Below are 25,276 nucleotides of genomic sequence, written 5' to 3' on the forward strand. Positions count from 1 at the left end.
CTAGCCCGAGCCCGGCATCGGACAGAGGCTCGCGGTGAAGACGACCGTTTCGTCGGTGTCGTTTCGCGCCCCGTGGAGCACGCCACGGTCGTGTTGAACGACGCCGGGGGAGTCGATGGCCTCCTCACTTTCCCCCTGAGCGACCGTCACCGTCCCCTGCAGGACGTGAAAGACGTTCGTACTGTCGTCGTGTTCGTGGGGATGCAGCTCCGCGCCGGGACCGAGCGCGAACGCCTTCACCAACACGTCGTCGCTGACGACCAGTTCGGCCGTCAGCACCTCCTCGGGATCGGGATCGAGCGCGGTCAGTCGATCGAGCGTCATACGTGTGGATCGGCTGCCGGCGTCTTAACGGTGCGGCTTCGGGGTGAGTGGCGGCGATTCCGATCAGTCCGCGTCGAGCGGATAGGGCTCCGGTGCGGGGATCACGGCGCGTGCGAGCGCCGACATCTCGTCGGCGCGTTCGTTCACGATGCGACGGAAGTAGGGAGTCATGACCTCGCGGGCCTGCTTCCACTGCCGGGTGTCGTGGAACTCGACGCCGAGGGCGTATCGAGTGGGCTCGGGACCGAAGCCACCCTGCCCGTGACGGGGTTTGTGCGGGTACGCCTCGTCCTGGAACGCCGTGCGGAGTTCGAGCATCTGGGCGCGCATCATCGGCGACCAGTAGTCGCCACCACATTTGTGTTCGCGCCACGCGACGGTGGTGAGCCGGGCGTACTCGGGGTCGATACCGGCGACCTCAGCGCGGGCCCGAAAGCCGTCTTCGACCGCCGACCAGTCCGCCCCGGCGAGCCGATCCGGATCGATGTCGCCGGTCTCGTTCCGGCACGCGTCCTCGACGGCGTCTTTCGCCCAGAGCGCGTCGACGTAGCCCTCGGCCGCCTCGCGTGCCGTCGACGCCTCGAGATGGGCGAACTGGAGCGTATCGACGGCCGCGAACGCCTCGACTGCCGCCTCGCGTTCCCGCCGGTCGTGGTAGATGAAGCCTCGACACAGCTGATCGGCCATGTACGCCGCGACGGATTCGGCACGTTCGACGCCGTCGCCAGTAGTGGGAGGGCGCGTCGTCATGTGAGCGTCGAGTGAGTGGGGGCGGTTACGGTAACAGACGGTCCGTCGCCGGCCGACGCGTCGGAGAGTGGCGACGACGATCCCTGTCGGCCGCCTTCGGCACCGCCCGCGTCGGTCGGGGGGATCGCGGTACGGTCACGGTCGTCGTGGGTGGGGGGAGTGTGAGCGTCCATCTCGCTCTCGTTGTCGTCGTCTACGTCGGAGTTATTTGTAGTATCGATATCAATCGCGGTGATTTCGGCGGTCTTCCGCCACTCAGCCGACAGTTTCGGGTCGGCCGCCGTTTCGCCGAACGTGGGGATCGGAGCGCAGGCGGGCGGCGTGATCGGCACGTCGTCGGGGCCCGTAGCCGCCGGAGTCGTGGCGAGGACGGGCGGCGTCGGGAACGGGTTCGTCGCTAGCATCGTGGACGAATCCAGTGGCCGACACCACTTCAATGGCATCGAGGATAAACCCGCGTTAGCGGCTCTGAAGCCGATTTAACCCGAGTTAAACGTCAGGCCAGCTCCTCGGCGACCAGATCCACGCCGAACAGGTCGGGATCCATCGCGAGGTCGGCCTGCCCGCGGGCGAAGTTCGGGAGCGAGTCGTGGCTGTAGACGACGATCCGGGCGTCGGGATTTCGGTCCTTCACGACCGAGATGGCTGTCGCCTCGTCGAGGTCGGTGAGGACGAACAGGTCGGCGTCGTCGACGCCGGCGTCGTCGAGCACCGACGCGGTGAGGATGCCCTCGATCCGGGTCACGTCGATACCCTGTAGCTCCAGCGCGGCGCCGAGACCGTCGTGATCCGGGCCGGCGAGGATGGCTCGACTCATTCGTACTCGATGGTCGCGGGGGGTTTGTGCGTCACGTCGTAGACCACCCGCGCGACGTTGTCGTTCTCGCCCGTGATTCGGCTCTGAATCCGCTGGAGCGTCTCCCAAGGGAGATCCTGTGCGCGCGCGGTCATCCCGTCTCGGCTCTCGACGGAGCGGACGGCGACGACCCAGCCGTGGACACGGTTGTCACCTTTGACGCCCGTTGCTTTGCCGATGACGGCCGCGAAGGCCTGCCACGGGTCGTGTTGTTCGACTTCCTCCTCGACGACGTGACACGCCTCGCGCGCCACGTCGAGTTTCTCCTCGGTTACCTCGCCGATGATGCGCACGGCGAGTCCGGGGCCGGGGAACGGCATCCGTTCCGAGACGACTTCTTCTAAGTCCAGTGCCCGCGCCACCTGCCGCACCTCGTCCTTGTAGAGGTCGCGGACGGGTTCGACGATGCCCTCGAAGTCGATTACGTCGGGCAGGCCGCCGACGTTGTGGTGGGATTTGATGTTCCCCTCGCTCTCGATGCGGTCGGGGTAGATGGTTCCCTGGACGAGGTAGTCGGCGTCGGCCTCGCGGGCCTCGCGTTCGAACTCGCGGATGAAGCTCTCGCCGATGACGTGGCGTTTCTCCTCGGGGTCGGTCACGCCCGAGAGGGCGTCGAGAAAGCGGTCCTGCGCGTCGACGATCCGGAGGCTATCCATGAACGCAAAGGTCTCCCGAATCCCCTCGGTCTCCCCTTTGCGCATCAACCCGGTGTCGACGTAGACGGGGGTGAGCTGGTCGCCGATGGCGCGGTAGGCCAGCGCGGCCGCGACGGAGGAGTCGACGCCGCCCGAGAGCGCGATGATGGCGTTGTCGTCACCGACCTCGGCGGCGATTTCGTCGGTCGCCTCCGCGATGAACGCGTCGGTGTCGACCATCAGATCTCCACCTCCTGCCCTTCGTCGGCCTGTGCAAGCGCCGCTTCGACGAAGGCGACGAATGGCGGGCTCGCCCGGTCGGGACGGGAGCGGAACTCGGGGTGGAACTGCGTCCCCAGGAAGTACGGGTGGCCGTCGAGTTCGACGATTTCCATACGGTTGCCCGCGCGCCCGGAGAACGTAAGGTCGCCGGCTTCGAGATCGTCGATATACTCCGGGTTGACCTCGTAGCGGTGGCGGTGACGTTCGGTACAGGAGTCGGCGCCGTACACCTCGTGGGCGAGCGTCTCCGGCCGAATCTCGGTTTCGTGTGCGCCGAGACGCATCGTCCCACCGAGGTCTTCCAGATCGTACTGCTCCGGCAGGAGATCGATCACGGGGTAGGGCGTGTCCGCGTCGATTTCGGCCGAATGAGCGCCCTCGAGACCGAGGACGTTCCGCGCGTACTCGACGACCGCCATCTGGAAGCCGAGACAGAGGCCGAGGAAGGGCACGTCGTTTTCGCGGGCGTACCGGATCGCCTCGATCTTCCCCTCGGCGCCGCGGGAGCCGAAGCCGCCGGGGACGACCACCGCGTCCGCCTCGCGGAGGCGTTCGGTGTGGTGGTCGCGCATCTCGTCGGCGTCCACCCAGAGGACGTTCACCTCGACCTCCTGGTGGATGCCCGCGTGTTTCAGCGCCTCGTGGATCGACATGTACGCGTCTTCGAGGGCGTACTTGCCGACCAGCGCCACGTCGATCTCACCCGTCCGTTCGCGCGTGACGAGTTCGCGCCACCGGCTGTCCCGCTCCGCCGCCGGCAGCGCCTCGTCGGCGATATGCAGCCGCTCCATCACGTACTCGTCTAGCCCCTCTTCCTCGACCATCAGGGGGACGTGGTAGATGTCCTCCACGTCGGGGTTGGAGAACACCGCGTCGGTCGGCACGTCACAGAACAGCGCGATCTTCTCTTTGGTCTTCGGGTCGAGACGGTCCTCGCACCGGCCGACCAGCACGTCCGGTTGGAGACCGATCGAGCGGAGTTCCTTCACGCTGTGCTGGGTGGGCTTGGTCTTTTGCTCCCCGTTTTTCGAGTAGGGGACGAGCGTCACGTGCGCGAAGAGCACGTCCTCGTCGTCCTCCTCGTGGGCGAACTGCCGGAGGGCTTCGAGATAGGGCATCCCCTCGATGTCGCCGACGGTGCCGCCGACCTCGATGAGACAGACATCGGTCCCCTCGGCGGCCTCACGGATGCGGCGCTTGATGTCGTCGGTGATGTGCGGGATGATCTGGACCGTGTTGCCCAGGTAGTCGCCCGCCCGCTCCTTTTCGATGACGTGTTTGTACGTCTTCCCCGTGGTGACGTTGTGGTCGAACGTCATGTCCGTCCCGAGGAAGCGCTCGTAGTTGCCGAGGTCGAGGTCGACCTCGCCCCCGTCTTTCAGCACGTACACCTCCCCGTGCTGGTAGGGGTTCATCGTCCCTGCGTCGACGTTGAGGTAGGGGTCGATCTTCACGGCGGTCACGTCGAAGCCCGCGTTCGACAGGAGGCGGCCGGTGCTGGCGGCCGTAATCCCCTTACCGAGCCCGGACATCACCCCCCCGGTTACGAAAACGAACTTCCGACCCAGTTCCGGGTCGTACCCTGTCTCGGGTTCCGTCGGCATAACGACCCTGCGCGAGCGCGCATGAAAATCGTTTCGCCTACGCGCTCCGCGTGCGCCGGGGTTGCACGGAACTCACCGAAACCGCAGGCTTCGAGTCCGCGGGCTCTCTGGTGACGGTATGGACATCCCGCAACTCGGCTTCGGTACCTACCAGTTGACCGACCCGGAACGGTGTGTGAGCGCCGTGCAGACGGCACTCGAAACGGGCTATCGCCACGTCGACACCGCCGAATACTACGAGAACGAGGCCGCCGTCGGCGAGGGAATCGCCGCGAGCGACGCCGAGGACGTGTTCCTCGCCTCGAAGGTATGGCGTGACCGCCTCGCACACGACGACTTCCTCGAGAGCGCCCGCGAGCGTGTCGACCTGCTCGGCGTCGACAGCCTCGATCTGCTCTATGTCCACTGGCCGATGGACACCTACGACCCCGCGGAGACGCTCCCCGCCCTGCTCGACGCGCGCGAGGAAGGGTTGACCCGCGGCCTCGGCCTCAGCAACTTCACGCCCGAACTCGTGGACGAGGCCATCGACCACCTCGGCGAAGCGCCCGCGGCCCACCAGGTAGAGTTACATCCGCTCTGCCAGCAGGAGGCGTTGCGCGACCACGCCGACCGCCACGGCTACCAACTCGTCGCGTACGCGCCCATCGCGCGCAACGCCGTCGCGGACGTGCCGGAGATCCGGCAGGTGGCCGAGAAACACGAGGCGACGCCGGCGCAGGTGTCGCTGGCGTGGGTGCTGGCGAAAGGCGTCGTCCCCATCCCGAAGGCCGGGACGCCCGCACACATCCGGGAGAACTACGCGGCGCTCGATCTCGACCTCGACGACGAGGACGTGGCCCGGATCGACGCCATCGACCGTGAGGATCGGGTCGTCGACTTCCCGAACGCGCCGTGGCACTGATACGGGCTACCGTAGCGGTCCATAGGCCCTCGGCGTGACGGCCCGGGAGAACCGACGAGCGTCGGGAACGCCGAAGGGGTATCCGAATAGACAACGTAACAACAAGAATGGCAGACGACAAATCGGGCCGAGAGGCGCAGGCACGCAGTGCCGAACGGCGCCAGCGGGAACGCGAAATCGCCGCGGCACTGGAGCGCGGCGGTGAAGCGGAACCACCGATCGACGCGGCCGAACTCGTCGACTTCGAGGTGGCGCTGGAGTCGTTGTCCTATCCGGCGACGGGTGCCGAGATCGTCACCGCAGTCGGCGATCACGAGATCGACGCGGCCGATCGAACGTACACCGTCGGGGAGCTGTTGCCCAAAGCGGACGTGGAGACGTTCGACTCCCCTGCCGACGTTCGGGTTCGCGTACAGCGACCGACGATCGCCGCGACGATGAAACGGATCGTCGAAGCGGTCGACGCGCTTCCAAACGAGGAGTTCGGCGGCTCACAGCGCGACGCCTACGAGAAGACGCTCGATGAACTCGAATCGATCGACGAGGACGACGACGAGGGCGTTCGCGTCATCGGCGACTGGATCGTCGAACGGATTCGCGACGACGAGACGCTTCCGGGGTCCCGAGCGGTACGCCGACGGGCGGCGAAGTTCTGCCAGGAGAGCGGCTATCGGGTCCGTAACGACGAGTGGCTGGGTGTCTAATAGTGATCATTGTAAGTCAGTACCGGTGGTTCGCCGACCCGTTCTGGCGAACCATCGGTAAACAGTTACAATAAACACTATAAGCCACGGCCGGCGGGGACGGGATACGACCGTCGTCGTCGGGCACTTCGTCATGCTTTTCACTACCCGCGCCAAGGTTCGAGCATGAGCGCGGACGACAAGTATCCCGAAGAGAGCGGGCGGCGGCGGTTCGTCAAAGGCGTCGTCGGTGGCTCGGCGCTCGCGGGCGTGGGCGCCCTCGGGACGGTCACCGTCAACAGCGCGACCGCCTCGCCCGGGGCCGGCGGTGGGAGCACGCAGGCGTGGGCGATCAAGAACACCGGCGGCCCGGCGCCGCGCGGAATGCCCCAGATTCCCATCGAGATCGATTCGGAGGGATACCTCAAGGGCGTCTGGCCCACCGTCAAGACCGTCACGCAGGGCGGCCGGCAGGTCCAGATCGCCGAGATGGAGCTCGGCGGATCGACGTACTCCTCGGAGTGGTTCCAGTACTGCGGCGTCGAGGGGTACGCAGGCATCCAACCGGGCTACGAGAGCGACAACTACTTCCGCACCGGATCGAACCCCGCCTACGAGTGGCAGTCCCAGAGCAAGGAGGAAGGCGACCGCCTCCACGTCGACGACTTCAGCGACTACGAGGAGTGGGGCAACGGCATCGGCACCGCGGGCACCGGCAAGCCCGCGACCGGTCGGTGGCGCTCCGAGGACGCCGAGGACATCGTTCCCATCCAGGTGCTCCGGAGCACGCGCATCGAGGAGGCGGCCCAAGGCGACGAGTGGCTTCAGGCCAGCACCTCCGAGGGCTTCATCGCGTGGCTCAACAAGTGCACCCACTTCTGCTGTGTGCCGGGATACAAGCAGTCCGAAGACGCCGCGCGCTTCGGGAACGCCAACGGCGTCTACTGTCAGTGCCACCAGTCCATCTACGACCCGTTCAGCGTCGTCCAGACGCTGTTCATCGCGCGGCCGCGCCCCACTAACTGAACTGCGAAGTCCCCGTTCTACGCGCGCCCACCGCTCACCGGCGGGAACAGCGCGAGTTCGTCACCCGATTCCAGCGTCGTCTCCAGCCCCTCGGCCCCGTGGACGCTCTCGCCGTTCCGAAGCACGTTGATGTGGTCGGCCACGTTCCCCGCGTCGTCGAGGACGCGGTCACGGAGAGCGGGCCGCGCCACGAACAGTTCGTCGAGGGCGTCGCCGACCGTCGCGCCGGGTTCGGTGTCGACCCGGATCTCCCGGTCGCCGGCCACCTCAGCGAGGTCCGCGAACAACTTCCACTGCATGGGTACGTCTCGCGCCCCGTCAGTCAAAGGCGTTGTGTCTACGCCGGCCGACTCCGGGCGTCGAGGCGGCGGTACGTCTCGGGGCGGGCGACGACGTACACCGAGTCGCCGGCGGCGAGCGTCCGGTCGTCGGGCAGGTCGTCGACGCTCCCGTCCGCGCCGGCGACGGCGACGACGGTGGCGTCGAGTGTCTCGACGGCCGCCCCGGCGAGGTCGCTCCCGTCCGCGACGGTCACGACGTACATCGTCTCCTCGGCCGCCCGTAGGAGGGAGGCGAACTCGCGTTCGGCCTGTGGTTCGGCGGGCAGGGTCACCAGCCGGTAGGTCGCCTCGCCGTCGAGTCGCGTCGCCTCCTCCTCCGCGACGGCGAGTGTCGCCACGTCGTCGACGTGTGCGCGCAGTTCGGCGGTCAGGACGCGTTCGGGGCCGTCCGAATCGGTTCGCCACACCTGCACGCGGTCGCCCGGACTCGCGGCGTTGGCGGGGTCGGCCCGGACCGCGACGGCGACGGTCCCGGGCGCGAGCGTCGGGCCGATACCGGTCGCCCGGCTCCCCAGCGCGAGATACTCGACGGTGCCGTCGGCCGCGAGTTCCACGTCGACGTAGCCCACGTCGTAGTCGTCCTGCAGGCGGGTGGCGAGCCGATCCTGCAGTTCCGTGACGGACAGGCGCCGGGGGAAGATCAGCGTCTTGCCCGCGAGTGCCTCCTTGGTCGCTGGGCTGACGGGGTCGTAGCCCTCCATGTCCTCGATGTCGTCGACCGTCTCGGGGAGGGTCACGTCCGTGATGCGGCCGACCGAGCGGACGATCCGACTCACCTCCACGTCGAGTTCGCGGGCGCCCGCGACGGCGAACACGTCGGTCGCGATCCGGTCACCGACGAGGCGGCCGGCGGGCGCGGCGAGGCCGCCGACGGCGAGGGCGAGCGTGTTGAACACGATCCGAGGCGTGGAGAAGATCCCCGTCTCGCCGCTGAGCAGGTCGGTGAACACCCCGACGGTGTTGAGCGCGAGCGCGACCACCGAGAGACCAAGCAGTATCGACAGCCACAGCGGCAGTCGGAGTTTGGTGTACCAGCGGTAGGCGAGCGCCGCGATAGCGCTCACGAGGGCGGCGCCGACACCGACGGCGAGCAACTCCGCGAGGACGATGAGCGAGGGGGAGAGGGCGGGCACCGACACCTGGAGCGTCACGCGACCGCCTCCCGGAACGCGGTGACCGCGTCGTAAGAGCCGACGACGAACAGGTCGTCGCCGGTGGCGAGCGCCTGCGACCCACGGGGAGCGAGCTGCCAGCGACCCTCGTGGCGGACGGCGAGAACCGTCACGCCGAAGGCATCGCGCAGGGCGGCAGCGCCGATGGTCGTCCCCGCGATGGGGGCGCCCTCCCGGACTGCCAGCTTTCGAATCCGGGTACCGGCCTGCCGGAGGATCGAGAGGAGTTCGTACTCCCGGCGCGTCCCCCGCGACTGGACGGCGAGACGGTCGACCGCCGAGCCGAGCAGCGACGACGCCTGACCGGCGTCGACGGCGACGGTCACGCGGCCGTCGCCGCCGTCGGCGACGGGGAGGGACGGGGCGACGGCCGGATCGGGCGTCGGCTCCGTCCCGCCGTCGGTGGCGTCGGCGCCATCGTGGACGCGGTCGCTCCGGAGGCTGAGCACGTCCCCGCGGTAGGTTCGATCCGGAGTGACGACCGCCACCTCGTCGCCGCGGGCGGTGCCGGTGGGGAGGAGCGCACGCACCGAGACGCCGCGTTTGCCGGGGGGGACCCGCTTCGAGAGGCCGCCGAGTGGCGGCGCGGCGCTCACCGTCGCTCGCGCGCGCTCGTCGAGCGTCACCGCCACGTCCGCGAGGTCGAACTCCGTGCGGAGGCGGTCGGCCACCCGACCCTCCAGTTCGACGACGGGCACGTCGGCGGGGAAGGTGGCGGCCCACTCCCGAATCTCACGGCGGAGGTCCGCGGGCACGGACGGATACCCCTCCATGTCGCCCACGTCACCGGAGACGCGCACGTCGACCTGACCGCGGCCGCCGACGAGTTCGACGACGTCCGTCGAGAGCGTGCGGTCGGTGAGTTTGCGCAGGGAGAGCTTGCGGGGGAACTCGACGCCCATCTTGTCGCCGGCGTTGTGGGCGTACAGCGAGAGCATCAACACGACGATGAGCGCGACGCTGAGGCGAATCTGGTTCGACGACCGGGTGAACGTCGGATCGTTCAGCGCCATCAGCCCGCCGTTGACGCCTGCGATGGCGACGGCGAGAACGACGACACCGAACGCGGGGACGGTGACGCCGGTGACGTATTTGAAGACGAATCCGAGCGCCCAGGAGACGAGCGCCGGGATGATACCGGTCAAGACGCCGAGATAAATGCCGAGTACCACCTCAACCGGAACGGAGGCCATAGTCCGGTCACGACGGCGAGGCCTAAACCGCTAACGGGACGGGTCCGACGAGTCCTTTATCAAGCCCGTCCGCGAGGGCGTAGGCATGGCCGCGAGTCGGAGCGATCGGTTCCTCGGCGTGCGAGCGGCGGTGGGGCTGACGCTACTCGCTGGCGCGCTCTCGATGGTGACGGGTATCGTCCACATGGGGTCGCCCACGGGACGGCCGCTCGTCCCCTTCGTGCCGCCGGTGGCCCGCGCCACCGCCGGCTTCACCGGCACGCTCACCGGCTTCCTGTTGCTCGGGAGCGCGCTCGGCCTCCGCCGGGGACTGCGTGCCGCCTGGCTCTCGACGCTCTGCCTGCTCGTCGTCTCGGCGGTACAGGGGCTCGTCCAGGCGAGCGAAACCTCGATTCCGCTCGTGGTACTGTCGGTGTTGGCGCTGCCCGCCGTCGCGCTCAACCGCCGCCGGTTCGACCGCTCGGTCGACTTCTCGGCGACGCAACTCGCCGCCCTGCTCGCCCTGGGCGGCTCGCAGGTGTACATAACCACGGGCGCGTACGCCCTCCGCGAGGAGTTCGGCGGCATCAGCACGCTCGTCGACGCCGTCTACTTCGCCGTCGTCACGTCCAGTACCGTCGGCTACGGCGATATCACGCCCCAGACGGCGGTGGCGCGGCTGTTCGGCATCTCGGCGCTCGTCGTCGGTACGGCGAGTTTCGCCATCGCGCTCGGCGTCCTGCTGACCCCGGCCATCGAAGCCCGACTCGTCAAGGCACTCGGAAGAATGACACAATCAGAACTCGACTTACTCGACGATCACGTCCTCGTCCTCGGTTACGGCGACCTGACCGAGGCGATCATCCAGGAACTGAACGGGAAAGCGCAGTTTCTCGTCGTCGTCCCCGACAGCGACGTGGCCCGGCGGTTGGGCGAACGCGACGTCGACACGCTCGTCGGCGACGCCAGCGACGAGGGGACGCTCCGGCGGGTCCACGTCGAGGAGGCACGCGCCGTCGTCGCGGCGACGAACGACGACGCGGCGGACGCCCTCGCCATCCTGACCGTCCGGCATCTCGCGCCCGACGCCCACATCGTCGCGGCGGCAACTCAGCGCGAGAACGTTGACAAACTCCGGCGTGCGGGCGCCGATACGGTGATCAGCCCCGCGAGCATCGGCGGCCACCTGCTCGTCGAGTCGGCTCTCGGCGGGGCGGACGTGGACACGGAGGCGGTCGCCGACCGCTTGCTCGACGAGATATAGCCAGACCGACACCAGCGAGCGCAAGCGGTCGCCGACCGCTACGGCTTCCCCCGGTCGACGATCGCCACGTCACACTCCACGTCGTGGAGCCGTTCGAAGGTGGGCGGCGAGACGAACCGGGAAGCGCGGGAGCGGTCGCCCGACGACCCGACCACAAGCAAGTCGTACGCGCCGGCGTTGGCGCCGATAAAGTCGGTGACGTTGCTGCGCGCCACCCGCGTCTCCACGTCCGCGTCCACCGTCTCGGCGAGGTTCGCCAGCCGCGATTCGGCGCGCCGGCGCTCCACTTCGGCGTCGATGCAGGTACAGACGCTCAGGCTCCCGCTCTTGCCGGCCAGTCGCGCCGCAAAATCGAGCATCGCGTGGGCGGTGTCGCCCGGGCGGGCGACCGTTACGAGAATCCGCCGCCACCGGCGCGTCCCCGTCGTCGACCGGAAGGCAACGGCGTCGAACTCGCTGTCGAACACGCCGCGGACGTACGGCGAGAGCAGGCCACGGTCCTCCTCGTACGGCGTGACCACGAGGTCGCAGTTCGTGTTCGTCGCCGTCTCCATCGTCGTCGGTACCGGCGCGTCCCGCGCCACGACGACTTCACAGGGGACGCCGGCACGCGTTCGAACCGTTCTGGCGGCGTCTTCGAGCCGTGCCGCAGTTTCGGTCGCGGCGTCGTCGAGCGTCGGGGCGGCGTCCCCGTCGGGCCCCTCCTCCAGCACCGAAAGCAACACCACTTTCCCGGCGTCGTGGGCGGCGGCGAGCGTCGCCCCGAAGAGGGCCGTCGTCTCCGCGGCCTCGGGGTCGCCACGCATGGGGACGAGGACGTGGTCGTCGCCCTGTGCGGTGTCGTAGAGATACTGCGCGCGGCGTTCGTAGAACCGGGTGCGCCAGACCGAGAACACCAGCGCGACGAGGGCGCCAAACACCGCGACGCTCGTGACGTACGCCTCGGGCGACGCGTCGTCGGTGACGAGGACGAGCAACGCCGTCGAGAACGCCGCCGGCTCCTCCACGTCGAGCGCCCACGTCGCGGCGCCGGTGAGGAAAATGGAGAGGGCGGCGCTGACCGGCGATACGGAGACGATAGTGGCCATCGGGAACAGAGGTGCAGAAAGGCCGAGCGCCGCCCACCCACACAGCGCGCCGACGACGAGGCCGACGACGAACTTCCGGGGGGAGGCGTACCGGCCTTCCGGATCGGAAAAGAGCGTGTACGCGCCGGAGGCGAGCGGCGGGAAGAGGAGAAAGGAGAGTTCGGCCAGTGCGTTCGAGACGAGGGTGACGAAGCCGATGAGCAACGGCACGGCCACCAACACCGTCAGGTGGAGGAGGTTGCCGGTGTGCTGGACCCAGCGGCCGAAGGCCGCGAGTTCGCGGCGCTCGAACCGCCGGAGCCGACGGGCAACGGCGACCAATCGGGCGAGCACACCCTCGAACATCCTAGCCCAGCGTGGCGGCGGCGTCGAGCGCGAGCCCGATCATCCGCTCGACGTTGTTGCGGGCTTTCGGCGGCAGTTCGTCCTCGGTGGCGTCGCCGGTGCCCTTCTGTGTCCCCTCGACGAGGTTGCCGTCGACGGTGCAGATGGCGCCGGCCCGGAGCCCCTTGCGCCGCGCGAGGGTAAAGAGCGCGGCCGCCTCCATCTCCACCGCGAGCAGGCCCGCGGCCTCCCAATCGGCCACGTAGTCGTCCGTCTCGGCGTAGAACGCGTCGTCGGTGACGACGGGGCCGACGTGGACGGCTTCGTCGTTCGCCTCGCTCGCGTCGACGAGCGCGCGAACCACCTCGAAGTCGGGGACCGCCGGATACTCGGCCCGCTCGTACCGCTTGGTCGTCCCCTCCTCCTTGGCGGCGCCGGTGGCGACCACCATGTCGCCGATCTCGATGCCGGCTTGGAGCGCGCCGGTCGTCCCCGGCCGGATGACCGTCTCGACGCCGACGGCGGCAAGTTCTTCGAGCGCGATGGCCGCCGAGGGCGACCCCACACCCGTCGAACAGATGGTCAGCGGGACGCCGTCGTACTCGGCGTCGACGAGGCGGTACTCGCGGTTGTGCGCGAGGTCGGTGGCCGAATCGCAGGCGGCGGCGATTCGCTCGACGCGGCCCGGATCGCCGGGCATGAGCGCCACATCGTGTACGTCGCCGTCGCCGACCCGCAGGTGCGGCTGGAGTGTCATACTGGAGTCACACCGGGCCGGAAAGAAAACAGTCCCGGCTGACGGGGATGACTCAAGCGGCCGTCGTAGTCACCACAGTGTACAAGCGGCCCGGACACGAGGGAACCCGTATGGATTCGACACGACGGGGACTCCTCGCGGCGGGCGCGGTCGGCGGCCTCTCCTCGCTCGCCGGCTGTCTCGGCGCGTTCGGTGGGTCGGACGGGGCTCTCGAGGGCGACGGCGGGGGTCGCGGCCTCCAACTCGTCCTCTCGGACGCCCCGACACCGCTTCGGTCGGGCTACGTCGTCGACTTCGCGGAGACCGAGCGCCCGGACGACCGAGCGGCGTTCGAGGCGGCGCTCGCCGGCGAGCATTACACCAGCCGGCATCGGACGCCCTTCGGCGCCCGCCCCGACGACCCGAAATACGTCCGCCACGAGGGGACGTACTACCGACTGGGCCACGTCGTCGTGAACGAACGGGCCGTCACCCACCCCGTGGTTCGGCTGTTCGAGGTCGCCGACGCCGACGACGGGGGCGCCCCCGAGGCCGTCGACGCGGACGCCCTCTCCGAAGCGGACCGGACGGCCGTCCACGTCGCCCACATGGCCGCGCGGGCGCGGGAGAACGAGGGCGGGGTTCCCTGGGGCGCGGTCCAACGTGGCGGCTTCGTCTTCCGCGACGCGGCCGACATCGCGGAGAGCCGGTTGGTCGGCGAGGACGCGCCCAGCCACGTCGTCTACCGGGAGACGGTGTACGAACTCGCGGTGCGTCGCGAACGGTTCTACGAATCGGTCTACCGGGCGACGGTCGAACCGGTCGCCGAGTCGCCCGAGCGGATGGAAACGATCCTCCGGGCGCAGTTCGTCGACGCGCGCCTCTCCGGCGGCGACCTGTCGGGGCAGGCGCGGTCGCTCCTGCGGGACGCGATGGGCGAGGGCTACGCGGAGTCCCACCCCGTCTCCGAGCCGTATCGGACGGTCCTGACCCGACTCCACGCCCGCGCGTACCTCGACGGCGACATCGAGAAGGACGCGTACGTCGAGGACCCCGGCGTCGGGATGGCGCTCTACGACGGGTCGTACTACCGGTATCGGCTGCGGTTCGTCGACAGAGGCTGACGGTCAGGGAGCGACGGTGAACAGGAGGACGTTGTGCGCACCCGGACCCAGTCCGACGGCGGCGACGAACCCCAGCAGGAGTCGGCCGGTCGTCGGCTCCTCGCGGACCGTCTCGGTCAGCGCGACGACCACGGCCGAGGCGACGACGAGTTTCACGAGGACGAACAGCCACGCGCCGCCGACGGCGGGGGCGGTGGGGAGCGACGCCCCGAACTCGATGACGAGCCGCGAGAGCGGGGTGCGCTCGCCGAACCCGAGGAGGTCGACGCCCACGGCCGTCGAGACGCCGTCGAGGGCGTGGGCGCCGACGGCGAGGATGCCGAGGCGGCCGGTGACGGTCACCGCAGGGCGAAGGCGTCGGAGGAGGAGCCACGTGCCGGCGGCGGCGACGCCGGCGCCGACGAGGATGCCGAGCGCGTAGCCGAGACGGAGCGTCCCGGCGCCCGCGCCGACGGCGAGGACGGCGGCGACGACGGGGAGGGCGAGGAGGATGCCGACGCGGCGCAGTCGGCGGGCGGTTCCGGCGTCCGCACCGACGGCGAGCCACGCCGCCCCCGCGACGACGGCGACGGAGAGGTAGACGGCGGGGGTCCCGGCAAACGGTCGCACGACCGACGGGAGCGCACCGAGGACATAGAGGACGTGTAGGGCGGAGCCGAGAACCATCCACGGCACGAACGCGCGTATCGTCGCGTCCGTGACCGGAGGGCGGCGACGGCGGAGGAGTGTGCCGACGGCGACCAGACCGGCGACGAGGACGACCAGATAGGGGAGCGGCGGAAGCGCGAAGCCCTCGGGAAGGACGGCCATAGGTGATGGGCGGGGAGTCGGCGGGAAAGCCTTACGCTCCGGCGACGTGAGGACGCGGCATGGACCGAGCCGACTTCGCCGCACGCATCGACCACACCGTCCTCGGGCCGGAGACGACGCCCGCCGACGCCCGGCGGGTCGTCGCGGAAGCGGCCGAACACGGGACGAACGCCTGCATTCCCCCGTGTTACGTTGCCGAAGCCGTCGACGAGGCACCGGACGTGACGGTGGTGACGGTCGTGGGATTCCCACACGGCCAGCACGACCCCACGGTGAAACGCGAGGAGGCCGTCGAAGCGTGGGAGGACGGCGCGGACGAACTCGACGTGGTGGTGAACGTCGGGCGGGTGCGAGCGGGCGAGACGGACGCGGTGACCGACGAACTCGGCGAACTCGTCGCCACCGTGCCCGTACCGGTGAAAGTCATCGTCGAGGCGCCGCTGCTGACGGAGACGGAGATGCGGCGGGCCGCGGAGGCCGCCGTCGAGGCCGACGCCGACTACCTCAAGACGGGCACCGGCTTCGCGGGGCCGGCGACCGTCGAGGACGTGGCGCTGCTCGCGGAGTATCTGCCGGTGAAAGCGAGCGGGGGGATCGAAACCTACGAGACGGCGAAGGCGATGCTTGACGCGGGCGCGGACCGTATCGGCGCGTCGGCGGGCGTCACGCTGGTCGAGGGGTTCGACGGGTAGGCGAGCGTCTCGGACACACTCGCCGCGTTCGGCGACGGCCGGGACGAGTGGGGCAGATCACCACCGGACCGTCGCGCTTTTGTCCGCGGACGCGCTACCGTCGACAACCGAATGGCGCGGTATCACATCGAGACGTACGGGTGTACGGCCAACCGCGGCGAGAGCCGAGGGATCGAGCAACGGCTCCGCGACGGCGGCCACTACCCCGCCGACGGGCCAGCGGACGCCGACGTGGCCATCCTCAACACCTGTACGGTCGTCGAGAAGACGGAGCGCAACATGCTCCGCCGGGCCGAGGAACTGCAGGCCGAGACGGGCGACCTCGTGGTGACGGGCTGTATGGCGCTGGCACAGGGCGAGGCGTTCGCCGAGGCGGGCATCGACGCCGACGTGGTCCACTGGGACGCGGTGCCCGAGGCGGCGCTGAACGGCGAGTGTCCGACGACGACGCCCGACGCCGAGCCGATCCTCGACGGCGTGATCGGCATCCTCCCCATCGCACGCGGCTGTATGAGCGACTGTTCGTACTGCATCACAAAGCGCGCGACGGGGCGAATCGACTCGCCACCGGTCGAGGAAAACGTCGAGAAAGCACGGGCGCTGGTCCACGCCGGCGCGACGGAACTCCGCATCACGGGCCAGGACACCGGCGTCTACGGCTGGGACCGCAACCAGGGCGAGAGCCTCCTGCCCGAACTCCTGGATCGAATCTGTGACATCGAGGGCGACTTCCGGGTGCGGGTCGGCATGGCCAATCCGAAAGGCGTCCACGGCGTGCGGGAGGAACTCGCCGACGTCTTCGCCGAAAACGACGAACTGTACAATTTCCTGCACGCGCCGGTGCAGTCGGGGTCGGACGACGTACTCGGCGATATGCGCCGCCAGCACCGGGTCGACGAGTTCCTGGAGGTGGTCGAGACGTTCGACGACCGCCTCGACGAGTGGACGCTCTCGACTGACTTCATCGTCGGCTTCCCGACCGAGACGGACGCCGACCACGAGATGAGCATGGACCTCCTGAGGCGGGTGCGCCCGGAGAAGATCAACGTCACCCGCTTCTCGAAGCGGCCGGGGACGGACGCCGCCGACATGAAGGGGCTCGGCGGGACGATCAAGAAGGAGCGCTCGAAGGCGATGTCCGAGTTGAAACGCGAGGTGGTGGGCGAGGTCCACGAATCGATGGTGGGGACACGGCGCGAGGTGCTCGCGGTGCGACCGGGCACCGGCGACTCCGTGAAATGTCGCGACGGCGCCTACCGTCAGGTGATCGTCACGCGGGCCGACGAGCGAGGGATCGAGCCGGGTGATTTCGTCGACGTGGAGATCACGGGCCACGAGACGATGTACGCCTTCGGCGAGCCGGTATGAAGTGGCTCCGGAGCGGCCTCCGCCGCGATATCTGTGTCGTCGTCGCGAGCGAGGGCGCGCCGACGGCCCAGAGGTGTAAGGCGGCCGTGGAGTCGCGATACGACGACCGGATCGACCCCAAGACCTTCTACGGCGCGCTGGACGCGCTGACGGATACGGGCCACCTGAGGAAGACGGTCGACGGCCTGCACGACCGCTACGAACTCACGGCGGCGGGCGAACGGGCGCTCCGGGACCACTACGAGTGGGTCGACGGGGCGCTCGCGGACGACGGTGCGGAGTGATCACCGCACCGTCGTCGACGCGGACGACCGTTCGGCGGCGTCTTTCCACTCGCCGAGGCCGGCGGGATCGAGGTGGACGTGCACGTCCGAGACGGGTTCGATCTCCCGCACCCGTTCCCGGAGTTGGGTTTCGAGGTCGTGAGCCTCGGCCAGGGAGAGGTCGCCGTCGACTTCGGCGTGAAACTCCACCTCGATGACGTGTCCGGAGTAGTAGGCGACGAAGTCGTGGAGGCCGTGGACCTCGGGATGCGAGCGAATCGCGGCTTCGATCCGATCGCGTTCCTCCGTGGGGGGCGCGCCGTCGGAGAGATAGCGGATGTTCTCCCGCGAGACATCGACGCCCTGATAGATGACGAGGAGGCTCACGACGCCGCCGGCCAGCGGGTCGAAGATCGGGTAGCCAAGCGCCATACCGGCGACGCCGGCGACGACAGCGATGGTGGTGTAGATATCGTTTTTGCTGTCGGCGGCGAGGGCGCGGAGACTCGGCGAACCGACTTCGCGGTTGACGCGGACGGTGTAGACGTAGCAGGCATACCGGACGACGAGGGCGACGAGGAGGCCGGCGACGAGGACGACGCTGTACTCGGCGGCCGGGCCATCGAGGAGGGCGTGCCCGGAGTCGTAGAGGAGTTTCAGGCCCAGAAGAACGAGAACGCCACCCACGAACAGGGCGGTGAGGGGTTCGAACCGGTCGTGGCCGTGCGGGTGGGAGGCGTCGGGGTCGTCGTAGACGAACCGCCCCCAGACGAGGACGACGGCGCTCGCGAGGAGGTCCGCGACGGAGTGGGCGGCGTCGGCCATGAGCGCGAGGCTGCCGAAGGTGACGCCCAGGAACCCCTCGACGCCGATTTTGACGACGTTGGAGGCGACGTTGACCCACGACGCCTTGAGGAACGATTCACGATCCGCGCTCATACGCGACTTGACGAGTTAAACCCACATAAGCAGTGTCATTAGGCCAGTAGAAGCCAGTTTTTGATTGAGTCTAATCCATCGAGAACGATATCGCCCGGTCGTCGCCGGGGACCGTCGCGCCCGGTTGGGCGGCGAAGGCGTCGCGGAGACGGTCGTACGTCTCGTCGACGGCTTCGACGATGACTGTGGTGTCGGCGACGACGGGCATGAAGTTGGTGTCGCCGGACCACCGGGGGACGACGTGGGTGTGGAGGTGGTCGTCGATGGAACCGCCGGCGGCACCGCCGCCGAGGTTGAGGCCGGCGTTGTAGCCGTCGGGCGCGAAGGCTGCGTCCATCGCGTCGAACGTGCGTTGCTTGAGGCGGGCGTGGTCCAGAAGTTCCGCGTCGTCGAGCCCGCGGTAGTCGCCCTCATGTCGGTCGGGGATCACCATCGCGTGCCCGGGATTGTAGGGGTAGTTGTTCAGGATGACGAACGCGTGGTCGCTCCGGGCGACGATCCGACTCGCCCGGTCGTCGTCGCGGGTGGGGAGGACACAGAACGGACAGCCCTCCACGTCGCCGTCGTCGTCGCGGCTCACCCACTCGATGCGCCACGGCGCGAACAGTTGGTCCATATCCCCGCGGGGGCGCCCAGCGATTTATACTGTGGGGCGCTCGCCGCCCGATACGGATCGGTGTGTCGGTTCGCCGGCCTAGCGAACAACCGGTACTGACTGCCACCGAATCGTCTGACGCGTGGCAGACGACGAACGTTCTCACGCGTGAGAACCCGATTGAGCCGGAGTTAAGCGGGTTTAATCCGGGTTAACCGACTGCCGGGCTTATGCGCAGGGCGTCGGTATGGGTAAGCGATGAAGGCGAAGCGTCCCAACCCAGACACTAACCTCGAACTGTGTCCCGACTGCGGACGGGAAACCAGGCACGCGGTCCGGGTCGAAATCCGGACGGAGAACCCTGCCTCGGCGAACGCCGCGTTCTCGCGGGAGCCGTACCGGGTCGCGGTCTGTGGGGAGTGTGAGGCGGAGTCGATCCAGCGGATGAACGACGCCTAGCGTCGGCAACCGGGTGTGGTGAACGCTCTGTGCCCGCCGGTCGACGGCGGATCTACGCGGTCGTGATCTCACACCCGTCGTCGGTGACGATGAGGGTGTGTTCGGCCTGACTCACCAGCCGTCCTGCCTCCTCTTTCAACACGGGATAGCCGTGGATCACGTCCTGCTGTTTGAGCCGTCGGAGCGCCATCTCCGCGCGCGAGGCGTCGATCCACCGGGCGGCGAAGGGGAGGGTGCGGTACTCCTCGGTCACCTGTTCGAGCACCTGCCGAGCCTGGCGGTTCCGGACCGAACGCTCCCGTTCGAGCCCGTAGATCTCCTCTTTGTTCCCCTCGCTCACCTTGCCGCGGCCGTCGGTGGCGAAGGGTTCGATGGCGACGACATCGCCGACCTGGAGTTCCGAGCCGTGTTCGATACCGCGGTTGGGGACCGACGGGCCGGTGTGGGCGTCCCACTGCGCGACGCCGTGGCCCGAGAGGTTGAGGACGGGCGTGTAGCCGTAGCCCCGGATCACGTCCTCGATTTCGCCGCCGATGTAGCCGGTGTCGACGCCGGGAGCGACGGCGTCGATGGCCACGTCGAGGGCCTCCTCCGCCGCCTCCACGAGTTCGGGATTGCCCGAAAGGTCGACCGTCGTCGCGGCGTCGGCGATGTAGCCGTCGACGTGGACGCCCACGTCGAGACAGACCATCCCCTCGTCGAACGTCGTCTCGTCGTCGCGGGCGGGGGTGGAGTGGGAGGCCTCCTCGTCGACGCTGATGTTGACGGGGAAGGCAGGCCCGTCCGCGAGTTCGTAGATCCGATCCTCGGCGTGTTCGGCGACTTCGAGGTGGGTGACGCCGGGTTCGATCATCCCGGCCGCCTCGTCGAGGACGGTCCGCAACGCCTCGCCAGCCTGGCGATACTTCTCGACGGTTTCCTCGTCGAGGGGTCCTACGCTCATGGACGCCCTTGGCGTGAGCCGGGGAAAGAGGTTGCGACGTTCGGCTGCCAGGGTGAGTGTTATATAGACATGGAGGGACCAATTAGCGCGCTTTATGTAAGTAGACGATCCTGTTCGAGCCATGATCCGGACCGACGCGCTCGACGCCAGCCTCGACCTGGCCCTGGGCGACGAGCACCGGGAAATCGACGCCGACGCGTGGGACGATATCTACGTGGTCGGCGACGTGCACGGCTGTCTACAGGAGCTACAACGACTCGTCGACCGCCTCGATCCCGGCGCGAACGACCTCGTCGTCTTCGTCGGTGACCTCGTCCGAAAAGGTCCCGACAGCGGCGGCGTGATCGACTTCGTGCGCTCCCGCCCCAACTTCGTCACCGTCCGCGGCAACAACGAGGAGAAACTCCTCCGGGACGAGAAGTCCCTCGACTCGCTCTCCGAAGACGATCTCCGGTGGATCGCCGACCTCCCCGTCGCCGTCCACTGGGACGGCGCGCTGGTCGTCCACGCCGGCGTCGACCCGCGGAAGTCGCTCGTCGAACACACCGTCGACGACTTCGAGAACGTCCGCGAACTCGGCGACGGCGACTACGAACCCCCGTTCTGGTACGACGAGTACGCGGGCGACCACCGCGTCTTCTTCGGGCACACGCCGCTCGAAGCGCCGGTGGTCCGCGAACACGCCGTCGGCCTCGACACTGGCTGTGTCTACGGCGGCACACTCACCGCCTACGACTGCCGCGGCGACCGCTTCGTGAGCGTCGCGCCCGACCGGACGGTTCAGGAGCGCCCGGCCCGGAAGTTCGTCACGCCGCGTCGCACCGTCGCCGCCGACTAACGCTCCGCGACGGCTACCTGCATCGACTCGCTGTTTCTCGCCGCCCCCGTCCCGTCCGGCCCGCAGACGATGACGCCGGCCGTCGAGCCGGTCAGTTCCTCGAACGCGTCGATGGCGAGCGATGCGGCCCGGTCGGCGGGAGCGCCGGCGGCGAGATGATCGACCGCCAGCTTCGCGAGGGTGACACGGGCGATATCCTCGCCGGCACCCGTTGCGCTCGCGCCGCCGGCGGGCGTACAGAAGAACCCGGACCCGACCTGTGGCACGTCGCCGACGCGCCCGGCGAGCGCGAACCACCGGCCCGCGGTGGAGGTGGCGGCGGCGAACCGCGCTCCGTCCTCGCCGGCCGTGGGTCGGCTTCCCGTGGAGCGCGGCTTCAGGGTTGCGACGGCGCCGACGGTGTCGTGGTCGTGGCCCTCACCGCGGCCGAACCGCTCGCGGAGCCAGTCGAGATGCGTCTTCGGGGACCCCGTGGGCGGATCGGCGTCCGCGAACCGCTCGCGGGTGCGTTCGGTCGTCAGATCGACGCCCGTCTCGATTCCGAAGTCGGCCGCGAGCGCGGCGGCGTACTCGCCGGCGACACAGACGTGTGGCGTCTCCGTGGCGACGACGCGGGCGGCGCTCACGGCATCCTCGACGCCGGGAACGTTCGCGACGGCGCCGACGGCCCGGTCGCTCGTCATCAGCCCGGCGTCGACGCGGACGACGCCGTCCGATTGGATCGCGCCGCCGCGGCCGGCGTTGAACCGGTCGTCGGCCTCCAGTCGGCGAAGCGCCGTCTCGACGGCCGAAAGCGGCGTTGCTTCCGCCGCTCCGTCGGCCGCGGCGGCGTCGAGGACGGCCTGACGCTCGGGCGTGGGTCGGCCGGGACCGGTGCCGGAGCCAGCGCCGCCGTGGACGATGATGCGCATACGGATCGATAGCCGGGACGGAGAATAAGCCTCGTGCCCGATAACGGCAGGTCTTTTACGGTGGTCGGCGAATTCGCCGACGATATGAGCTACGACAAGGTCGAGGTTCCCGCCGACGGAGAACGCATCACCGTCGACGAGGACGGCGAACTCGACGTACCGTCGAATCCGATCATCCCGATCATCTACGGCGACGGGATCGGGACGGACGTCGGTCCAGCCGCCCAGATGGTTCTCGACGCCGCGGCCGAAGCGACGGGGCGTTCGATCAACTGGATGCGCCTCTACGCCGGCGAGTCGGCCCGGGAGAAATACGACGAGAACCTGCCCGCGGAGACGGTCGAGGCCATCCGCGAACACCGCGTCGCGATCAAGGGCCCGCTGACGACGCCCGTCGGGAGCGGGTTCCGATCGCTGAACGTCGCCCTCCGGAAAAAACTCGATCTCTACGCGAATATGCGGCCGACGTACCACCTGAACGGCGTCCCCTCGCCGGTCACGAACCCCGAGAAGATGGATATGGTCAACTTCCGGGAGAACACCGAGGACGTCTACGCCGGCATCGAGTGGGAAGCCGGTACCGACGACGCCGAACGCGTCCGCGAGTTCGTCGAAGAGGAGATGGGCTTCGATAACACCATCCACGACGGGCCGGTCGGTATCGGCCTCAAACCCATCTCGGAGTTCGGGAGCAAGCGCCTCATCCGGCAGGCGATCAACTACGCCATCCGGAACGGCCGCGATTCCGTGACGCTCGTCCACAAGGGCAACATCATGAAGTTCACCGAGGCGGCCTTCCGCGACTGGGGCTACGAACTCGTCGAGGAGGAGTACGGCGAGAACGTCATCACGGAAGACGAACTCTGGGACGACTACGACGGCGAGGCCCCCGCGGGGACCGTCGTCGTCAAGGACCGCATCGCCGACAACATGCTCCAGCAGTTGTTGACGCGGACCGAACAGTACGACGTGCTGGCGATGCCGAACCTGAACGGCGACTACCTCTCCGACGCCGCGGGCGCCCAGATCGGCGGCCTCGGCATCGCGCCGGGTGCGAACCTCGGCGAGGGCGCCTGCCTCGCTGAACCCGTTCACGGCTCCGCGCCGAAATACGCGGGCCAGGACAAGGTCAACCCGACAGCCATGATCCTTTCCGGCCGGATCATGCTCGAACAACTCGGCTGGGAAGACGCCGCCGGCCTCGTGCGTGACGCCGTCGAGGAGACCATCTCCTCGGGGACAGTCACCTACGACCTCCACCGACAGATCGAGGGCGGCACAAAGCTCGCGACGAGCGAGTACGCCGAGGCCGTCGTCGAGAACGTACACGACCTGGCGTGAACCGACCGCGCGTCGCTCGGTGATCCCACCCGTTCGGATTCCGTCAATATCGCGGCGGTTCCTTCACTAATTTATACTCGGAGGGGGGAGAGTCCTACATGAGCGAGCCTCATGTGCTGTTGCTCGGCGCACCGGGAGCGGGTAAAGGAACCCAGAGCAAGCGCCTCGCGGACGCGTTCGGCATCGAACACGTCACTACCGGCGACGCGCTCCGTGCGAACAAGGACATGGACATCAGCCACATGGAGACGGAGTACGACACGCCGCGGGCGTACATGGACGCCGGCGAACTCGTCCCCGACGAGGTGGTCAACGAAATCGTCAAGACGGCGCTTTCGGCGGCCGACGGCTACGTCCTCGACGGCTACCCCCGCAACCTCGAACAGGCCGAATATCTCTCCGACATCACGAGTCTCGACGCCGTGGTCTTTCTCGACGTGAGCGAGGCGGAACTCGTCGAGCGTCTCACCGGCCGCCGCGTCTGTGACGACTGCGGCGCCAACTACCACGTCGAGTTCAGCCCGCCCGCGGAGGACGGCGTCTGTGACGACTGTGGCGGCGACCTGATCCAGCGCGACGACGACACCGAGGACACGGTGCGGGAGCGCCTCCGCGTCTACGAGGAGAACACGGCGCCCGTCGTCGAACATTACCGCGACGAGGGCGTCCTCGTCGAAGTCGACGGCGAAGGGACGCCGGACGAGGTGTTCGAGTCGATCCGCGAGGAAGTCGAGGCGGCGACGTAGCGGTCGAACAGCAGATTCGTCGGCGCCGGCGGCACGCGCACCGATGCGTTCCCGCCCGCCGCGAGCGAGCCAGAGTAAAACCTTCTTAACCGCCGGGTGGTTACTGATCCTCAATGGCACGGATCGAGCAGAAAGTGCGGGACCTCGTCTCCGAGGACGCGGAGATGGAGGCGGTCGTTCGGACCGTCCTCGACCACGCGGACGACGGCGAGGTCAAGTGGGTCGACGTTCGTGAAGACCTCTCCAGCGGGCAGTGGGGTCGACTCATCGAGACCGGCGTACTGGTCGACGGCGACGCCGGCTTCCGGCTGGCCGCCCCCGAGGCGACTCGTGACGCCCTCGAAAACGGCGAGGCGGAGACGACCACGTCCACGACCACTACCTCGTCGAGCGACGACGACGAATCCTCGTGGTCGAAGTGGGACAAGGGCGCGGCGGTCGTCAGTATCGCGCTCTTCGCCGGCTACTCCTGGGCGCCGATGCGGAACGTCATCGGCAACGGGATGAACGTCTTTCTCGGCCCTCTGAACACGGCGCTCCCCTTCTACGCCGTCGTCATGATCCTCGCGGTCGTGACGGGGCTGTACTCGACCATCCTGCAGGCGAACCTGATGGACTCCGAAAAGATGGGCGCCTACCAGGAGAAGATGCAGGAGATCCAAGAGAAACGCAAGGAGGCGAAAGAACGGGGCGACGACGAGGCGCTCGATCGCATCCAAGACGAGCAGATGGAGGCGATGGGCGACCAGATGGGTATGTTCAAAGAGCAGTTCCGCCCGATGGTGTGGATCATGTTCCTCACCATCCCCGTCTTCCTGTGGATGTACTGGGGAGTCGGCATCGGGGCGAACGCGACGCCCATCTTCGACCTCGAACCGCTGGTGCTCCCGTTCGCGGGCGAGAGAGCGTGGACCGATCAGGTGCTCGGTCCGATCCAGGTGTGGATCGTCTGGTATTTCCTCTGCTCGATGGGCTTTACGCAGATCATCCGCAAGGGGCTGAACATCAACATCAGCCCGACGGGGAGCTAGCGGTTCCACCCGAGTATCGTGACGAACGGGCGGCGATATAAGGACACGCTCTTTT

At 68.4% G+C, this 25,276-nt stretch carries 29 protein-coding genes; 13 read left to right on the forward strand and 16 right to left on the reverse strand.

The window, feature by feature from the left end:
- The 6 genes from HALNA_RS16100 to HALNA_RS16125 form a co-directional block, all read right to left on the reverse strand.
- Positions 1 to 324: a cupin domain-containing protein gene (locus HALNA_RS16100; RefSeq protein ID WP_049937355.1), complete on the reverse strand. Its 324-nt coding sequence runs from the start codon at positions 322 to 324 to the stop codon at positions 1 to 3.
- Positions 325 to 387: 63 nt separating this feature from the next.
- The gene (locus HALNA_RS16105) at positions 388 to 1,074 is read right to left on the reverse strand and encodes a hypothetical protein (RefSeq protein WP_049937356.1); all 687 of its coding nucleotides are present in this window, start codon (positions 1,072 to 1,074) and stop codon (positions 388 to 390) included.
- Entirely contained in the window at positions 1,071 to 1,478 is a 408-nt protein-coding gene (locus HALNA_RS16110) for a hypothetical protein (protein ID WP_049937357.1), read from the reverse strand. The genes HALNA_RS16105 and HALNA_RS16110 overlap by 4 nt, the downstream gene beginning before the upstream one ends.
- Before the next feature lie 92 nt (positions 1,479 to 1,570).
- Positions 1,571 to 1,891 (reverse strand): DUF7126 family protein, encoded by a 321-nt coding sequence (locus HALNA_RS16115; RefSeq protein WP_049937358.1) that lies wholly within the window; start codon positions 1,889 to 1,891, stop codon positions 1,571 to 1,573.
- On the reverse strand, positions 1,888 to 2,805 hold the full coding sequence (gene guaA / locus HALNA_RS16120) for a glutamine-hydrolyzing GMP synthase (protein WP_049937359.1): 918 nt from the start codon (positions 2,803 to 2,805) through the stop codon (positions 1,888 to 1,890). Before guaA ends, HALNA_RS16115 begins: the two co-directional genes overlap by 4 nt.
- Entirely contained in the window at positions 2,805 to 4,451 is a 1,647-nt protein-coding gene (locus HALNA_RS16125; protein ID WP_049937360.1) for a CTP synthase, read from the reverse strand. Before HALNA_RS16125 ends, guaA begins: the two co-directional genes overlap by 1 nt.
- 118 nt (positions 4,452 to 4,569) lie before the next feature.
- On the opposite strand from HALNA_RS16125, the gene HALNA_RS16130 reads away from it, so the two are divergent.
- The 3 genes from HALNA_RS16130 (at position 4,570) to HALNA_RS16140 (ending at position 7,064) form a co-directional block, all read left to right on the forward strand.
- Positions 4,570 to 5,355: an aldo/keto reductase gene (locus HALNA_RS16130; RefSeq protein WP_049937361.1), complete on the forward strand. Its 786-nt coding sequence runs from the start codon at positions 4,570 to 4,572 to the stop codon at positions 5,353 to 5,355.
- 107 nt (positions 5,356 to 5,462) lie between these two features.
- On the forward strand, positions 5,463 to 6,059 hold the full coding sequence (locus tag HALNA_RS16135; RefSeq protein WP_049937362.1) for a DUF5789 family protein: 597 nt from the start codon (positions 5,463 to 5,465) through the stop codon (positions 6,057 to 6,059).
- Between the two features lie 165 nt (positions 6,060 to 6,224).
- Positions 6,225 to 7,064, forward strand: coding sequence for a cytochrome b (locus HALNA_RS16140; RefSeq protein ID WP_049937363.1), 840 nt, complete (start codon positions 6,225 to 6,227; stop codon positions 7,062 to 7,064).
- Positions 7,065 to 7,081: 17 nt separating this feature from the next.
- Here the strand turns inward: HALNA_RS16140 and HALNA_RS16145 are convergent, their stop codons facing one another.
- Genes HALNA_RS16145 through HALNA_RS16155 form a run of 3 tightly spaced genes read right to left on the reverse strand, consistent with a single transcriptional unit; the run spans position 7,082 to position 9,770 of the window.
- Positions 7,082 to 7,363, reverse strand: coding sequence for a ubiquitin-like small modifier protein 1 (locus HALNA_RS16145; protein ID WP_049937364.1), 282 nt, complete (start codon positions 7,361 to 7,363; stop codon positions 7,082 to 7,084).
- 38 nt (positions 7,364 to 7,401) lie between these two features.
- On the reverse strand, positions 7,402 to 8,556 hold the full coding sequence (locus tag HALNA_RS16150) for a hypothetical protein (RefSeq protein WP_049937365.1): 1,155 nt from the start codon (positions 8,554 to 8,556) through the stop codon (positions 7,402 to 7,404).
- Entirely contained in the window at positions 8,553 to 9,770 is a 1,218-nt protein-coding gene (locus HALNA_RS16155) for a potassium channel family protein (RefSeq protein WP_049937366.1), read from the reverse strand. The genes HALNA_RS16150 and HALNA_RS16155 overlap by 4 nt, the downstream gene beginning before the upstream one ends.
- Positions 9,771 to 9,855: 85 nt before the next feature.
- On the opposite strand from HALNA_RS16155, the gene HALNA_RS16160 reads away from it, so the two are divergent.
- On the forward strand, positions 9,856 to 11,013 hold the full coding sequence (locus HALNA_RS16160) for an NAD-binding protein (RefSeq protein ID WP_049937367.1): 1,158 nt from the start codon (positions 9,856 to 9,858) through the stop codon (positions 11,011 to 11,013).
- A 38-nt stretch (positions 11,014 to 11,051) separates the two neighbouring features.
- Here the strand turns inward: HALNA_RS16160 and HALNA_RS16165 are convergent, their stop codons facing one another.
- Together HALNA_RS16165 and HALNA_RS16170 are read right to left on the reverse strand one after the other, a co-directional pair.
- Entirely contained in the window at positions 11,052 to 12,446 is a 1,395-nt protein-coding gene (locus tag HALNA_RS16165) for a universal stress protein (RefSeq protein WP_049937368.1), read from the reverse strand.
- Position 12,447: 1 nt separating this feature from the next.
- Positions 12,448 to 13,182 (reverse strand): nucleoside phosphorylase, encoded by a 735-nt coding sequence (locus tag HALNA_RS16170; RefSeq protein WP_049937369.1) that lies wholly within the window; start codon positions 13,180 to 13,182, stop codon positions 12,448 to 12,450.
- Between the two features lie 110 nt (positions 13,183 to 13,292).
- Between HALNA_RS16170 and HALNA_RS16175 the strand changes: the two genes are divergently transcribed.
- Entirely contained in the window at positions 13,293 to 14,285 is a 993-nt protein-coding gene (locus HALNA_RS16175; RefSeq protein WP_049937370.1) for a hypothetical protein, read from the forward strand.
- Between the two features lie 3 nt (positions 14,286 to 14,288).
- Here the strand turns inward: HALNA_RS16175 and HALNA_RS16180 are convergent, their stop codons facing one another.
- Positions 14,289 to 15,095 carry a DUF63 family protein gene (locus HALNA_RS16180; RefSeq protein ID WP_049937371.1) on the reverse strand — a complete coding sequence of 269 codons (807 nt, stop codon included), beginning with the start codon at positions 15,093 to 15,095 and terminating at the stop codon, positions 14,289 to 14,291.
- A gap of 59 nt (positions 15,096 to 15,154) precedes the next feature.
- On the opposite strand from HALNA_RS16180, the gene deoC reads away from it, so the two are divergent.
- The 3 genes from deoC (at position 15,155) to HALNA_RS16195 (ending at position 17,439) form a co-directional block, all read left to right on the forward strand.
- Positions 15,155 to 15,787 carry a deoxyribose-phosphate aldolase gene (gene deoC / locus HALNA_RS16185; protein ID WP_049937372.1) on the forward strand — a complete coding sequence of 211 codons (633 nt, stop codon included), beginning with the start codon at positions 15,155 to 15,157 and terminating at the stop codon, positions 15,785 to 15,787.
- A 111-nt stretch (positions 15,788 to 15,898) separates the two neighbouring features.
- On the forward strand, positions 15,899 to 17,155 hold the full coding sequence (locus tag HALNA_RS16190) for a tRNA (N(6)-L-threonylcarbamoyladenosine(37)-C(2))-methylthiotransferase (protein WP_049937373.1): 1,257 nt from the start codon (positions 15,899 to 15,901) through the stop codon (positions 17,153 to 17,155).
- The gene (locus HALNA_RS16195; protein ID WP_049937374.1) at positions 17,152 to 17,439 is read left to right on the forward strand and encodes a multidrug DMT transporter permease; all 288 of its coding nucleotides are present in this window, start codon (positions 17,152 to 17,154) and stop codon (positions 17,437 to 17,439) included. The genes HALNA_RS16190 and HALNA_RS16195 overlap by 4 nt, the downstream gene beginning before the upstream one ends.
- Here the strand turns inward: HALNA_RS16195 and HALNA_RS16200 are convergent, their stop codons facing one another.
- Complete coding sequence (locus tag HALNA_RS16200) at positions 17,440 to 18,357, reverse strand: cation diffusion facilitator family transporter (RefSeq protein ID WP_049937375.1); 918 nt, start codon at positions 18,355 to 18,357, stop codon at positions 17,440 to 17,442.
- Positions 18,358 to 18,427: 70 nt separating this feature from the next.
- Positions 18,428 to 18,973, reverse strand: coding sequence for an HIT family protein (locus tag HALNA_RS16205; protein WP_049937376.1), 546 nt, complete (start codon positions 18,971 to 18,973; stop codon positions 18,428 to 18,430).
- Between the two features lie 237 nt (positions 18,974 to 19,210).
- On the opposite strand from HALNA_RS16205, the gene HALNA_RS16210 reads away from it, so the two are divergent.
- The gene (locus HALNA_RS16210; RefSeq protein WP_049937377.1) at positions 19,211 to 19,411 is read left to right on the forward strand and encodes a DUF7835 family putative zinc beta-ribbon protein; all 201 of its coding nucleotides are present in this window, start codon (positions 19,211 to 19,213) and stop codon (positions 19,409 to 19,411) included.
- 52 nt (positions 19,412 to 19,463) lie between these two features.
- On the opposite strand, the gene map is transcribed toward HALNA_RS16210, so the two are convergent.
- Positions 19,464 to 20,354 carry a type II methionyl aminopeptidase gene (gene map, locus HALNA_RS16215; RefSeq protein ID WP_049937378.1) on the reverse strand — a complete coding sequence of 297 codons (891 nt, stop codon included), beginning with the start codon at positions 20,352 to 20,354 and terminating at the stop codon, positions 19,464 to 19,466.
- A gap of 121 nt (positions 20,355 to 20,475) precedes the next feature.
- Here map and HALNA_RS16220 point away from each other — a divergent pair, with 121 nt between their 5' ends.
- Positions 20,476 to 21,192 (forward strand): metallophosphoesterase family protein, encoded by a 717-nt coding sequence (locus tag HALNA_RS16220; RefSeq protein WP_049937379.1) that lies wholly within the window; start codon positions 20,476 to 20,478, stop codon positions 21,190 to 21,192.
- On the opposite strand, the gene HALNA_RS16225 is transcribed toward HALNA_RS16220, so the two are convergent.
- On the reverse strand, positions 21,189 to 22,103 hold the full coding sequence (locus HALNA_RS16225) for an isoaspartyl peptidase/L-asparaginase (protein WP_049937381.1): 915 nt from the start codon (positions 22,101 to 22,103) through the stop codon (positions 21,189 to 21,191). The two genes, HALNA_RS16220 and HALNA_RS16225, sit on opposite strands and share 4 nt — an antisense overlap.
- 84 nt (positions 22,104 to 22,187) lie before the next feature.
- Between HALNA_RS16225 and icd the strand changes: the two genes are divergently transcribed.
- From icd to HALNA_RS16240, 3 genes are all read left to right on the forward strand, one after another.
- On the forward strand, positions 22,188 to 23,444 hold the full coding sequence (gene icd, locus HALNA_RS16230) for an isocitrate dehydrogenase (NADP(+)) (protein WP_049938103.1): 1,257 nt from the start codon (positions 22,188 to 22,190) through the stop codon (positions 23,442 to 23,444).
- 98 nt (positions 23,445 to 23,542) lie between these two features.
- Positions 23,543 to 24,190 (forward strand): adenylate kinase, encoded by a 648-nt coding sequence (locus tag HALNA_RS16235; RefSeq protein WP_049937382.1) that lies wholly within the window; start codon positions 23,543 to 23,545, stop codon positions 24,188 to 24,190.
- 113 nt (positions 24,191 to 24,303) lie between these two features.
- Positions 24,304 to 25,221, forward strand: a complete 918-nt coding sequence (locus HALNA_RS16240) for a DUF106 domain-containing protein (protein ID WP_049937383.1) — start codon at positions 24,304 to 24,306, stop codon at positions 25,219 to 25,221.
- Positions 25,222 to 25,276: the final 55 nt, after the last annotated feature.

The organism is Haloplanus natans DSM 17983, assembly GCF_000427685.1.
In the GTDB taxonomy this organism is placed as follows: Archaea; Halobacteriota; Halobacteria; order Halobacteriales; family Haloferacaceae; genus Haloplanus; species Haloplanus natans.